Origin of the sequence: Variovorax atrisoli, from assembly GCF_014195185.1 — a bacterium.
GTDB lineage: Bacteria > Pseudomonadota > Gammaproteobacteria > Burkholderiales > Burkholderiaceae_C > Variovorax > Variovorax atrisoli.
The window spans coordinates 233,011-245,989 of sequence record NZ_JACIBG010000002.1; the positions used below are offsets into that span (position 1 = coordinate 233,011).

The 12,979-nt window shown below is 67.7% G+C and carries 12 protein-coding genes; 2 read left to right on the forward strand and 10 right to left on the reverse strand.

Annotated features, from left to right (window positions below):
* Positions 1 to 36 precede the first annotated feature (36 nt).
* The 3 genes from FHY06_RS08040 to FHY06_RS08050 form a co-directional block, all read right to left on the reverse strand.
* Entirely contained in the window at positions 37 to 1,005 is a 969-nt protein-coding gene (locus tag FHY06_RS08040) for a DMT family transporter (protein ID WP_260310160.1), read from the reverse strand.
* A gap of 44 nt (positions 1,006 to 1,049) precedes the next feature.
* Positions 1,050 to 2,663: a gamma-glutamyltransferase family protein gene (locus FHY06_RS08045; protein WP_221404178.1), complete on the reverse strand. Its 1,614-nt coding sequence runs from the start codon at positions 2,661 to 2,663 to the stop codon at positions 1,050 to 1,052.
* Positions 2,664 to 2,794: 131 nt separating this feature from the next.
* A complete protein-coding gene (locus tag FHY06_RS08050) occupies positions 2,795 to 3,766 on the reverse strand; it encodes a Bug family tripartite tricarboxylate transporter substrate binding protein (RefSeq protein ID WP_019654299.1) in 972 nt (323 codons plus the stop codon).
* A gap of 102 nt (positions 3,767 to 3,868) precedes the next feature.
* Between FHY06_RS08050 and FHY06_RS08055 the strand changes: the two genes are divergently transcribed.
* On the forward strand, positions 3,869 to 4,795 hold the full coding sequence (locus FHY06_RS08055; RefSeq protein ID WP_184604380.1) for a LysR family transcriptional regulator: 927 nt from the start codon (positions 3,869 to 3,871) through the stop codon (positions 4,793 to 4,795).
* A gap of 197 nt (positions 4,796 to 4,992) precedes the next feature.
* Here FHY06_RS08055 and FHY06_RS08060 read toward each other — a convergent pair whose 3' ends face one another.
* From FHY06_RS08060 to FHY06_RS08090, 7 genes are all read right to left on the reverse strand, one after another.
* A complete protein-coding gene (locus tag FHY06_RS08060) occupies positions 4,993 to 6,504 on the reverse strand; it encodes a tripartite tricarboxylate transporter permease (RefSeq protein WP_019654301.1) in 1,512 nt (503 codons plus the stop codon).
* Positions 6,505 to 6,523: 19 nt separating this feature from the next.
* Positions 6,524 to 7,012: a tripartite tricarboxylate transporter TctB family protein gene (locus FHY06_RS08065; protein WP_019654302.1), complete on the reverse strand. Its 489-nt coding sequence runs from the start codon at positions 7,010 to 7,012 to the stop codon at positions 6,524 to 6,526.
* Between the two features lie 140 nt (positions 7,013 to 7,152).
* Positions 7,153 to 8,949, reverse strand: coding sequence for a type IV pilus assembly ATPase TfpB (locus FHY06_RS08070; RefSeq protein WP_019654303.1), 1,797 nt, complete (start codon positions 8,947 to 8,949; stop codon positions 7,153 to 7,155).
* Positions 8,950 to 8,969: 20 nt separating this feature from the next.
* Positions 8,970 to 9,746, reverse strand: coding sequence for a class I SAM-dependent methyltransferase (locus FHY06_RS08075; RefSeq protein ID WP_184604383.1), 777 nt, complete (start codon positions 9,744 to 9,746; stop codon positions 8,970 to 8,972).
* Positions 9,747 to 9,758: 12 nt separating this feature from the next.
* On the reverse strand, positions 9,759 to 10,304 hold the full coding sequence (locus FHY06_RS08080; protein WP_020723048.1) for a DNA-deoxyinosine glycosylase: 546 nt from the start codon (positions 10,302 to 10,304) through the stop codon (positions 9,759 to 9,761).
* Between the two features lie 131 nt (positions 10,305 to 10,435).
* Positions 10,436 to 10,858, reverse strand: a complete 423-nt coding sequence (locus tag FHY06_RS08085) for a hypothetical protein (protein ID WP_019654306.1) — start codon at positions 10,856 to 10,858, stop codon at positions 10,436 to 10,438.
* Positions 10,859 to 10,990: 132 nt separating this feature from the next.
* Complete coding sequence (locus tag FHY06_RS08090) at positions 10,991 to 11,851, reverse strand: TatD family hydrolase (RefSeq protein ID WP_184604386.1); 861 nt, start codon at positions 11,849 to 11,851, stop codon at positions 10,991 to 10,993.
* Between the two features lie 97 nt (positions 11,852 to 11,948).
* Between FHY06_RS08090 and FHY06_RS08095 the strand changes: the two genes are divergently transcribed.
* The gene (locus FHY06_RS08095; protein WP_184604389.1) at positions 11,949 to 12,965 is read left to right on the forward strand and encodes a S1C family serine protease; all 1,017 of its coding nucleotides are present in this window, start codon (positions 11,949 to 11,951) and stop codon (positions 12,963 to 12,965) included.
* The last annotated feature ends 14 nt before the right edge of the window (positions 12,966 to 12,979 follow it).

Genomic DNA, 12,979 nt, shown 5'->3' on the forward strand with positions numbered 1-12,979 from the left:
TTCTCCAATGAAACAGAAGCAGAAGCGCCGGGGGCTTCAGCGCCCCTTGCGCGTGAAAACGAAAATGCCCGCGATCACGAGCACGGTGCCCGCCGCGATCCACGGCGTGAACGGCTCGCCGAGTATGACCACCCCCATGAGGATGGTCGACAACGGCCCGATCATGCCGGTCTGCGCCGCCATCGCCGGGCCGATGCGCTCGATGGCCATCATCACCATCAGCACCGGCACCGCCGTGCACAGCGTGGCGTTGAGCACCGACAGCCAGATCACCTCCGGCGCCACCGCCATCGCCACGCTGATCGGCCGCGTCAGCGCGAACTGCAGGATGCACAGCACGCAGGCCACGGTGGTGGCCAGCCCAACGAGCCTGAGCGACCCCAGCCGCTTGACGAACTCGCCGCTGTAGACGAGGTAGCCCGCATAGCTCACCGCGCTCAGGAACACCAGGAAGGCGCCCCAGGCCGCGGCGCCGCCGCCCTTGCCGCCGCCACCGGTCCAGAGCTCGTGGCCGAACACCAGCAGCACGCCGGCATAGCTCACGACCATGCCCAGCAGCTGCGGGCGCGTCGGGTGGCGCCGATATAGCAGCCAGCCGAAGAACAGCACCAGCGTGGGGTTGAGGTAAAGGATCAGCCGCTCGAAGCTGGCCGAGATGTAGGCCAGCCCCGCGAAGTCGAGGAAGCTCGCGAGGTAGTAGCCCGAGAAGCCCAGGCCGACCACGCCGATCCAGTCGCGCCCGGTGAGCGCGGGCTTGCCGCGCCCGGCCCACCACGCCATCAGTGCGAAGAGCGGCAGCGCGAACAGCATGCGCAGCATGATGAGCGTGACCGCGTCCACGCCGTAGCGGTACGCGAGCTTGACGATGATGGCCTTGCCGCTGAACGCGATGGCGCCCAGGGTGGCCAGCACCAGGCCGGTGGCGACGCCCTTCCTGGCGCTGTCGCGCAGGGGTTGGAGGGCTGGCCGGGGGGATTCGCCGGTCGACGCGGCTGTCTTTTTCATCCCCCGATCATCGCGGCAAGCCCGAACCCCTGCCTCGCCCGCGCTCAGTACCCCGCAGCCGCGCCGTCGCGGCGCGGGTCGCTGGCGGCCACGTAGCCTTCGACCGAGGGCTCGCCCGCGCGCCAGATGAACTGGCCGGCGCCGAAGTCCTGGTAGGAGTCGTTGATCACTTCCAGGTGATGGCCGAGCTCGCGCAGGCCCTGCACCGTGGCCGGGTTCATCGCGGCCTCGACGTTGATCTCCAGCCCCGAGTTGAAGCGCCAGCGCGGCGCGTCGCAGGCGGCCTGCGGGTTCTGCCCGTAGTCGAGCATGCGCACCAGCGTCTGCATGTGGCCCTGCGGCTGCATGTTGCCGCCCATCACGCCGAAGCTCATCACCGGCTGGCCGCCCTTCGTGAGGAAGGCCGGGATGATGGTGTGGAACGGCCGCTTGCCCGGCGCCACCACGTTCGGGCTCTCGGCCTTCAGGCTGAAGCCGTGGCCGCGGTTCTGCAGGCTGATGCCGTATTCGGGCTCCACGCAGCCCGAGCCGAAGCCCATGTAGTTGCTCTGGATGAAGCTGACCATCATGCCGCTCTCGTCGGCGGCCGTGAGGTAGATGGTGCCACCCTTGACCGGGTTGCCGGCCTTGAAGTCCTGCGCCTTCTTCGGGTCGATGAGGCGCGCGCGCGAGGCCAGGTAGGCGTCGTCGAGCATCTGCTCGGTGGTCACTTCCATGGTCCTGCGCTCCGACACGTAGCGGTACACGTCGGCGAAGGCCAGCTTCATGGCCTCGATCTGCAGGTGCTGCGACTGCACGGAGTCGACCGGCAGCGAGGCGATGTCGAACTTCTCCAGGATGCCCAGCGCGATCAGCGCCGCGATGCCCTGGCCGTTCGGCGGGATCTCGTGCAGCGTGTGGCCGCGGTAGTCGCGCGAGATGGGCTCGACCCACTCGGGCTGGTAGGCCGCGAGGTCGGCCACGGTGAGCGCGCCGCCCTGCTCGGCGGAGAACTTCGCCAGCGCCTCGGCGATCTCGCCGTTGTAGTAGGCCTCGCCCTTGGTGCGGGCGATGGCCTTGAGCGCGCGCGCCGCGGCCGTGAAGCGGAACATGTCGCCCACCTCGGGTGCGCGGCCCCAGGGCAGGAAGGTCTGGGCGAAGCCCGGCTGCGACTGCAGGATCGGCGTGGCCGCGGCCCACTTGCCCTGCACCACCGGCGGCACGAGGTAGCCGCGCTCGGCGATGTCGATGGCCGGTGCCAGCAGGTCGGCGAAGGGCAGCTTGCCGAAGCGCTCGCTCAGCGCCACCCAGCCGCGCACCGCGCCCGGCACGGTGACCGAGTCGATGCCGCGCATCGGCGGATTGGCCGCGTCGGCGCCGTACTTGGCCTTGAAGTATTCGGGCGTCCAGGCCTTGGGCGCGGGGCCCGAAGCGTTGAGGCCGTGCAGCTTCTCGCCATCCCACAGGATGCAGAAGGCATCGCTGCCCAGGCCGTTGCTCACCGGCTCCACCAGCGTCATCACCGCCGCGGTGGCGATGGCCGCGTCGACCGCGTTGCCGCCCTGCTGCAGGATGCGCAGCCCGGCCTGCGAGGCCAGCGGATGCGAGGTCGACACCACGTTGCGCGCGAAGATCGGGATGCGCGTGGAGAGATAGGGGTTGGCGTAATCGAACTTCATACCGTGCTTTCAAGGATGGCGTGAACAATTCGGGAAACACCGCGGAACCGGCTTTGCCGGGCCGCAGGTGTTGCCCCCGGAAGGGGGTTGGCGAAGCGACACGAAGTGCGCGAAGACTGGGGGTGAGCCTGTCACTCGTTGGTGATCTTGCGCTCGACGACGATCTTCTTCCACTTGGCCGCATCGGCCGCCACCATCTTCGCGAACTGGTCCGGCGTACCGGGCACCGCAGGCTCGATGCCCAGGCGCGCGAGCTTTTCCTTCACCTCGGGGTCGGCCAGCGCGTCGTTGGCGGCCTTGTTGATCTTCGCGACGATGTCCGCCGGCAGGTTCTTCGGGCCGTAGAAGCCGAACCAGGTGTTCGACTCGTAGCCGGGCAGCGTGTCGGCGATGGGCGGCAACTCGGGCGCGAGCGGGCTGCGCTTGAGCGAGGTGACGCCCAGCGCGCGCAGGCGGCCGTCGCGCACGTGCGGCATGCCGGTGGGCAGCGAGTCGAACAGCACGTCGACCTTGCCGCTGATCAGGTCGGGAATGGCCAGGGCCGTGCCCTTGTAGGGAATGTGCGTGACGAACACGCCGGCCTGCGCCTTGAAGAGCTCCGCCGTGAGCTGCACGATGGTGCCGTTGCCGCTCGATGCGTAGTTGAGCTTGCCGGGGTTCTTCTTGGCGTAGTCGATCCACTCGCGCACCGTCTTCGCGGGCGAATTGACCGGCACCAGCATGATGCTGGCCGCGTCGCCCACGTGCGCGATCGGCGTGAAGTCGCGCACCGTGTCGTAGGGCAGCTTGCTGATCGCCGGGCCGATGGAATGCGTGCTGGTGGTGGCCAGCAGGATGGTGTAGCCGTCGGGTGCGGCCTTGGCCGCCTGGTCGGAGCCGATGGCGCCGCCGGCGCCGGGCTTGTTGTCGACCACCAGCGTGGTGCCCAGCTTGTCGCCCATCTTCTGCCCCAGCGTGCGGGCGAAGAGGTCGGTGGCGCCCGCGGCCGGGAACGGAACGATCAGCCGGATCGGCTTGTTCGGATAGCCCTGCGCCAGGCTGGCGGACGAAGCGGCCACGCCGAGCGCGACGGCGAGCACCTGGAGGAACTGGAGGCGTTTCATGTGCGGGAAAGAATTCTGTGCCAGTGAGGGGGACCGAGCATGCTATGCAGCGGCGGTGGATCAAGCCAGATAATCCAGCTTATTCAACTATCAACGCCGTTTATGACACGAGCCCCCGCCGAGGAAATCTCGCTGCAGCAGCTGCGGGCGCTGGCGGCCGTGGCCGAAACCGGCAGCTTCACGCTGGCGGCCGAAGCCCTGCAGCTCACCCAGCCCGCCATCAGCCACCTGATCAAGCGGCTCGAGGAAGAGCTGGCGCAGCCGCTGGTGGTGCGCGGGCGCCGCATCCGCATGACCAACGCGGGCCAGATGATGGTCGACACCGCCGTGCGGGCGCTGCGGCTGATCGACGACTCGGTCGGCGCCTGCCGTTCGCAGTCCCAGCTGCGCGAAGGCCGCATCGTGCTGGCGGTGGGCCACCTGACGGCGGGCGCCCTGCTGCCGCCGCTGCTGGGCCGCTTCTCGCAGAAGCACCCCACGCTCGCGGCCACGCTGCTCGACAGCACCGCCGAACAGATGATCTCGCGCGTGCTCTCGCAGGAAGCCGACCTGGGCTTCGGCTCCGACATCGGCCAGAAGCACTCCGAGCTGGCGACCGAGCCCCTCTTCACCGAGCGCATGGCCCTCTTCGTGCGCGACGACCATCCGCTCGCGCAGCACGAGACGGTCGAGGCCAGGCGGCTCGAAGGCCTGCCCTTCATCCACGTCAACCCCGACGCCAACGTGTGGCGCGCCGTGAGCCGCCAGCTGGCGAGCGTCGCCAACATGTACCCGCAGGTGGTGCACCACGTGTCGATGCTGTCGACGGCCTTCGGCCTCATCCAGGCCGGCGCGGGGGTCGCGCTGGCACCCCGCTACGTCGAAGTCCTGATGCCCGGCAACCTGCGCGCCGTGGGGGTCACCCGCCCCGTGCTCGAATACCCCGTGGTCGCCATCCGCCTGGCCAAGCACCCGCTGAGCCCCGCTGCAATGGCCTTCCTGGCGATGGCGCGCCAGCACATGAAGCCGGTGCGGGTGGACAAGCTCTGAAGAGCGGACAGCCGAACGCAGAAGAAGTACAAAAGACGCAAAGGCCGCAAAAGAAATCAGGAAGACCGGTTTTGGTTTTCCTTTCGCGCCCTTCGCGAACCTGTCGCGAATTCTTCGCGCCCTCTGCGTCCAGCTGCCCGACCTCCACCCCAAACAAAAACGGCGCCCGAAGGCGCCGTTGTGCAGGGCGTGAGGGATCAGTCCTCGACGAAGGCCTCTTCGCGCTTGGACTTCACGGCCGGCAGCAGCACGATGATCAGCAGCAGGGCTGCCGCGGCCAGCAGGCTTGCCGAGATCGGGCGCGTGACGAACACGCTCCAGTCGCCGCGCGACAGCAGCAGCGAGCGGCGCAGGTTCTCTTCCATCATCGGGCCCAGGATGAAGCCCAGCAGCAGCGGTGCAGGCTCGCAACCCAGCTTGAAGAAGGTATAGCCCACCAGACCGAAGATGCCCACCATCCAGATGTCGAAGGTGTTGTTGTTGGTCGAGTACACCCCGATCGCGCAGAACAGCACGATGGCCGGGAACAGGTACTTGTAGGGCACCGACAGCAGCTTGATCCACATGCCGATCAGCGGCAGGTTCAGGATGATGAGCATCGCGTTGCCCAGCCACATCGAGGCGATCAGCCCCCAGAACAGCTCGGGGTTGCTGGTCATCACCTGCGGGCCCGGCTGGATGTTGTGGATGGTCATCGCGCCCACCATCAGCGCCATCACCGCGTTGGGGGGGATGCCCAGCGTCAGCAGCGGGATGAAGGAGGTCTGCGCACCAGCGTTGTTGGCCGACTCGGGAGCCGCCACGCCGCGGATGTTGCCCTTGCCGAAAGGCACTTCGCCTGGCTTCAGCTTGGTCTTCTTCTCGATCGTGTAGGCAGCGAAGGCGGCCAGCAGCGCACCGCCGCCGGGCAGGATGCCCAGCGCGGAACCCAGCGCCGTGCCGCGGAGAACGGCGGGCGTCATGCGCTTGAAGTCTTCCTTGGTCGGGAACAGGCCCGAAACCTTGGCGGTGAACACTTCGCGCTCGTCGTCGGGACGCGAGAGGTTCGCGATGATTTCGCCGTAGCCGAACACGCCCATGGCGATGGCCACGAAGCCGATGCCGTCGGTCAGTTCAGGGATGTCGAAGCTGTAGCGGGCGACGCCCGAGTTCACGTCGGTACCGACCAGGCCCATCAGTAGGCCCAGCACGATCATCGCGATGGCCTTCAGCAGCGAACCGGAGGCCAGCACCACGGCGCCGATCAGGCCCAGGATCATCAGCGAGAAGTACTCGGCCGGGCCGAACTTGAAGGCCAGCTCGGTCAGCGGCGGCGCGAAGGCGGCCAGGATCAGCGTACCGACGCAGCCCGCGAAGAACGAGCCCAGGCCGGCGGCGGCGAGCGCCGGGCCCGCACGGCCCTTGCGCGCCATCTGGTAGCCGTCGATCACTGTCACCACCGATGAAGACTCACCGGGGAGGTTCACGAGGATCGCGGTGGTCGAGCCGCCGTATTGCGCGCCGTAGTAGATACCGGCCAGCATGATCAGCGCCGACACTGGCGGCAGCGCGTACGTTGCCGGCAGCAGCATCGCGATGGTCGCGACCGGGCCGATGCCCGGCAGCACGCCGATCAGCGTGCCCAGGATGCAGCCGATCAGGCAGTACAGCAGGTTGGTGAAGGTAAAGGCGACGCCAAAACCGACGGAAAGGTTGTGGATCAGGTCCATGGTGGTATCGGCTTTCGTCTCAACCGGTGATGAAGGTCGGCCAGACCTGGATCTGGAGCTTGAGCGCCCAGATGAACGCGACGTAGCTGCCGACTGCCAGCACGGTGGCCAGGATCAGCACGCTGGGCAGCTTGAACTCGTGGCCCGCGAGGCTGGAGATGATCACCAGCGCGTAGATGGCGATGATCATGCCCATGGCCGGAACCCCGATGCTCGGCAGGCCGCCGAGCAGGACGCCGAAGGCAAGGTTGGCGCCAAGGATGAACACCACCTGCTTCCAGGCCCACTTGCCGATCTTCTCGCCGTCGGTGGTCTCGACGCTGAGGCCGGTGAACATGATCCCCAGGCCGATGAGGGCCATCAGGATGCCGAGCATCAACGGGAAGTAACCCGGTCCCATACGGGCGCCGGTGCCCACGGTGTAGGTGGTGGCGCCCCATGCGAACGCCACACCCACCACCGTGAACATCAGACCCGAGAAAAAGTCTTTCTGACTCTTGATCTTCACGAACAGTCTCCTCGAACAAATTTCGATGCGGGATTGTCGAGTCAGCTTCCGGTCAGCCCGATGTGGATTCCACTAACCAAAGTCTTAGGGATAACCCGGGAACGATCACCGCCCCCGGGATGGCTGCGGCGCGGCGCGGATCACTCCAGCGGGGGCGTGGCGCTCAGCACCTCTTCGATGGTGGTCACGCCCTCGGCCACGCGCAGCGCGCCGGCCAGCCGCAGCGGCCGCATGCCGTCGATCACGGCCTGGCGGCGCAGCCCGGCGAGGTTGGGCTCCTTGGTGACCTGGCTCTTGAACGGCTCGCTGACGCTCAGCAGCTCGTAGAGCCCCATGCGGCCCATGTAGCCGGTCATGCGGCAGTCGACGCAGCCCACCGGCTTGTAGGCGCGCACCGAGCCGGTGATCTGCCAGGGCTTGACGATGGCCTCGAGCTTCTCGCGAGTGACCGTGTCGTCGGGCTGCTTGCAGTTGGGGCACAGCGTGCGCACGAGGCGCTGCGCGAGCACGCCCAGCATCACCGCGTTTATGAGGTACGAGGGCACGCCCAGCTCCATCAGCCGGGTGATCGCGCTGGGTGCGTCGTTGGTGTGCAGCGTGCTGAACACCAGGTGGCCGGTGAGCGCGGCCTGCACCGCCATCTCGGCGGTGGCGAGGTCGCGGATCTCGCCGACCATGATGATGTCCGGGTCCTGTCGCATCAGCGCGCGCAGTCCCTCGGTGAAGCCGAAGTCGAGCTGCGGCTGCACCTGCGTCTGGTTGAAGGAGGGCTCGATCATCTCGATCGGGTCCTCCACCGTGCTCACGTTGACCTCCTCGGTCGCCACGCGCTTGAGCGTGGAGTACAGCGTGGTGGTCTTGCCCGAGCCCGTGGGGCCAGTGACGAGGATGATGCCGTTGGGCCGCGTGACCAGCTGCTCCCAGCGCTGCGCGTCGTGCTGCGCGAAACCCAGCGCATCGAGGTCCTTCACCGCGGTGTCGGGGTCGAAGATGCGCATCACCATCTTCTCGCCGAAGGCGGTGGGCAGCGTCGACAGGCGCATCTCGATCTCTTCGCCGCGCATGTTGCGGGTCTTGATGCGGCCGTCGAGCGGGCGGCGCTTCTCGACCACGTCCATGCGGCCCAGCAGCTTGATGCGCGCGACCATCGCGTTCATCACGCCCATGGGCATCTGGTAGGCCGGGTGCAGGATGCCGTCGATGCGGAAGCGGATCACGCCCTGCTCGCGCCGCGGCTCCAGGTGGATGTCGCTCGCGCGCTGGTCGAAGGCGTACTGCCACAGCCAGTCGACCACCTGCACGACGCTCTGGTCGTTGGCGTCGAGCTGCTTGTTGCTCTTGCCGAGCTCCACCAGCTGCTCGAAGCTCGTGGTGCTGGTGCTGCCGCCGGCCTTCTGCGCGGCGCGCACCGATTTCGCGAGCGCGAAGAACTCGGCCGTGTAGCGCTGGATGTCGGCCGGGTTGGCCACCACGCGCCGCACCGAGCGGCGGGCCTGGCGCTCGACTTCGGCGATCCAGTCGGTGAGGAAGGGCTCGGCCGTGGCCACCACCACCTCGTTGGGCAGCACCTGCACCGGCAGCACCTTGTGACGCTCGGCATAGGCCGCGCTCATGGTGTCGGCCACCTTGCCCACGTCGACCTTGAGCGGATCGATGCGCAGATAGGAAAGGCCCGCGCGGCCCGCGAGCCACTGCGTGAGCATCTCGAGGTCGAGCGGCTTGTTGTCGCTCTCGCGGGTCATGGCGACGTTGGCCAGGCGCACCAGCGGGGCCTGTCGGCTCTCGGCCTGCGCGCAGCGGGCGATGGTGCGCTTGGCCTCCACAGGGGAGATCACGCCATCGGCGGCAAGCCATTCGATCAGGCGGCGCAGGTCGAGCGGGCCTTCGTGGCGCGCGGCCAGCGCAGCGGGGGCGGAAGCAGCGGGTACAGCGCTCATGTTCCGTGTGTCGGTCGGGTTCAGGTTCGGGTGAGTGTCGGATTCAGCGGCTTGAAGACCCGGAGCCATTTCGGTGCGGGCAAGCCCCAGCGAGTCTGGATCGTTTGGGCGCGCTCGGCAAGCGCCTCGCGCTTCGGGCGGCTCGGGGTGAGCTGCGCGAGCACCACCGTGTTGCCTTCGCGCGTCGGCTTGAAGGCCCAGACGGCGTCGGCACCGAAGGCGGCGCAGATCTTCTCGAGGCTGCGCTCGTAGCTCGACGAGCGGCCGAAGAGATTGACCGTCATGCAGCCGTCCTCGGTGAGCAGCGCGCGGCAGTCGGCGTAGAAGTCTTCGCTGTCGAGCACGGGCGCCGCGGCCTCGTGGTCGTACAGGTCGACCTGCAGCGCGTCGACGTTGCCCTGCCATTCGGGCTTGCGGATCTCGGCCGCGGCATCGGCGATCACCACGCGCAGCTTCGGATCGTCCGGCGGCAGCTTGAACCAGCCGCGGCATGCCGCCACCACCTGCGGGTTGAGCTCGATCGCGGTGGTGCGCATGCGCAGGATCTTGCGGCTGAACTTGGTGAGCGTGGCCGCGCCCAGGCCGAGCTGCATGGCATGGCGGCTGGCCACGGTCTTGGGGTCGGCGAAGAGCAGCCAGGCCATCATGCGCTGCACGTACTCGAGCTCGATCTCGAAGGGCGCATCGAGCTTCATCGAGCCCTGGACCCATTCGGTGCCGAGGTGCAGGTAGCGGATGGGGCCCCAGTCGGAGAAATTGACTTCAGGAAGGGAGACGGGAGTTTTGCTCGATGCCATCGATGCTGCAGCTCAGGCGACTAGTTTGTGGGCGGCCATCACCTCGCGCCAGGCCGCGAGCTTGCGCTCGAAGCTCCACGACGCGTTGGCGGGGCTGGTGGAAGGCAGCTGGTAGACCGGCACGCCCAGCGTGCGGGTGTGGCGCGCATGCTTGAAGCTCTCGCCGCCGTTGTGCGCGATGGCCGCGAGCTTCGGCAGGTGCAGGCCGGCGATGTCGTTCGCCACCGGCGCACGGATGGCCGAGTCGAGGCTGCCCTCACGCTCGCAGGAGGCATACACGTCCCACACGCCCAGGCCGCGTTCGAGCAGCCAGCGGCAGCGCTGCGCGTAGCTGTCGGCGCCCGAGGGAAGGGGAATGTCGGGCCACACGGCTTGCAGGATCTTCCAGAACTGGTTTTGGGGGTGTGCATAGTACTGCTGCCGCTCGAGCGACTTCACTCCCGGGAAGCTGCCGAGGATCAGCACGACGGTGGCCGGCGACACGACGGGCGCAAGTCCCGTGAGCACCAGGCCGGGCTCGACGGCGCCGTTCGAGGGCAAGACGGATTCCTTCTTCATGGGCGGCAATCGTGCCACCGTCGCGCATATGCCAGGGCGAGTAACGAAAAAACCCGCCGAAGCGGGTTTTTCGCGGGGGACGCAAGCGTCCTGGAACAGGTCCGGGAGCGGCCCGAGTTCCTCTCTTTTACTTACTTCTTGGCGGCTTCGTTCTCGGCCGTGCCCGGGATCTTCTCGCCGATGGCCTTGCCGGTGGAACGCATGCCGTCGGCCGTCTTGTGGCCGGCGTTCTCGACGGCGTCGCCGGTCTTCGCGGCTGCGGTCTTGGTGGCGTTGGTTGCCTTCTTGGTGGTGCGCTTGGTCGCGTTCCAGGCCTTCTTGGTGCCGCGCTCGGTGGCGTTCACGGCCTTCTTGGTGGTGCTCTTGGTCGCGTCCCAGGCCTTTTCCGCGCCGCGCTCGGTGGCGTTCACCGCGTCCTTGCCGGCTTCCTTCACCTTCTCGGTGGTGGTCGGCTCGGTGGTGGTGGCGGCGGTCTGCGCGACGGCCGACACGCCGATGGATGCCAGCGCCAGGGCGATGACGACGGGAACGGTACGAACAAAGGACTTGGTCATGGAAAGGCTCCTTTTTTGAGTGAAATATTGGAGTGACGGATGCGCCACTGCACACCCAACGCCACTTCGAACTTCAAGGATGACAGCAAAAGGGGCCCGATGACACGCCTGGATGCAACTCGGGAAATCCGCCTACGCGGGGGATATCCGCCCATCCGACGCGGACAGCAGACTTTGGAGCTTCGGCAGCGCCTGGACCGCATTGCGAGTGGTCGCTTCGGCCAGCGCATCGATGCCGATGCCCCGCAGCCCGGCCACCACTTCGGCGATGCGCGGCAGCTGCGCCGGCTCGTTGCGGCCCTGCGGCTCGCCGGCGTCGCGCTGGGCCTGCGTGCGGTAGATCCAGTGCGGCTGGATGTCGGGCGCGTCGGTTTCCATCACGATCGACTCCAGCGGCAGCGTCGACACCAGCCGCCGCAGCTGCAGGGCGCGCTCGAAAGTCACGGCACCGCCGAAGCCGAGCTTCAGCCCGAGCTCGATGCACGCGCCGGCCTGCTGCTCGCTGCCGTTGAAGGCATGGGCGATGCCCTGCCACGGCTTTCCGCCCGCCGTCTGCCTCAGATGCTTGAGCACCTTGTCGACCGAGCGCCGCACGTGGATGAGCACGGGTAACCCGTGCCTGCGTGCCAGTTGCAACTGAGTGTGAAAGAACCGCTCCTGCTTTTCGCCGTCGAGCCCTTCCACGAAGTAGTCCAGGCCGATCTCGCCGACCGCCACCAGCCTCGGGTCGTCGCGTCGGGCGGCCAGTTCGGCGTCGAGGGCTTCCAGGTCTTCGTCCTTCGCCTCGCCGGTGCACAGCGGGTGGATGCCCAGCGCATAGGCATCGCCCTGCACATGGGCCAGCTCGCGCACCGTGGCGAAGTTGGAGACGGCCACGGACGGGATCACGCACATCGCGACCCCGCGCTCGGCGGCGCGGACGCGCAGCACCGGCATCTCCGCACCGAATTCGGGCGCGTCCAGATGACAGTGGGTATCGATGAAGGTAGCCATCGCTCGATGATGCCCGATGGGATGCGCCGGCGCGGAAAGCGTGCTACTGTGAACTCCTCTACACGCGATTGCGATTTTTTAAGCCGGAGGTACTCCGATGCGCAGGCCCGCTTTCTACAGCCGTTCGCCCCGCACGCAGCCACCGGCCGCAGACGAGGCGGCCGAACGGGCGGATGCGCCGGCCTCGCCCGAAGCGGCCACGGTCGGCGCGGGCTCCGTACCTCCCGGCACTCCCGTCAAGAAAACAGGCTGGCAGCCCGGCCGCCGCAGCTTCGCGCTGCTGATCGTGCTCTCGGCCGCGCTGGTCACCGGTGCCGTGCTGTGGGTGCCCCGCCCCGGCGCCAGGGTTCTCACGCAGAAGGACATCGACGCGGCCGTGCTGCGCACGCTGCAGACCAACACCCTGCCCTCTCCCGCGGCCAAGGCGGCCGACATCATCCGGCCCTCGGTGGTGCGGGTGGTGAGCTACGGCGAAGAGAAGAACACGCCCGAGGCCAAGATCCAGAAGCGCGGCCGCAACATGGCCAAGGGCAAGCCGCCCGAGGCACCCAACGACGGCGCCGGACCGGGCGAGGTCGAACGCGGCGTGGGCACGGGCGTGGTGATCGTCGACAAGGGCGTGATCCTCACCAACCTGCACGTGGTCGCGGGCGCCGACAAGATCAAGGTGACCTTCTTCGATGGCCTGGAGGCTCCAGCCACCATCACCGGCGTGCAGCCCGAGAACGACCTCGCGGTGCTGCAGGCGCAGAAGATTCCCGACGACCTGATCCCCGCCACCATGCGCTCCACGGCCGACCTGCGCCCCGGCGACCAGGTGGCGGCGGTGGGCTTTCCGTTCGGCATCGGGCCGTCCGTCTCCGCCGGCGTGGTGTCGGGCCTGAAGCGCTCGTTCCGCTCGCCCGAGGGCAAGCAGGAGCTGGGCAACCTGATCCAGTTCGACGCGGCGGCCAACCCCGGCAACTCCGGCGGGCCGCTCATCAACATGGACGGCGAGGTGCTCGGTATCGTCACCGCCATCCTCAACCCCACGCAGCAGCGCACCTTCATCGGCATCGGCTTCGCGGTGCCCATCGAGAACGCGGCCTCGGCCGCAGGTTCGCCGCCGTTCTGACGCTCCCGATCTTC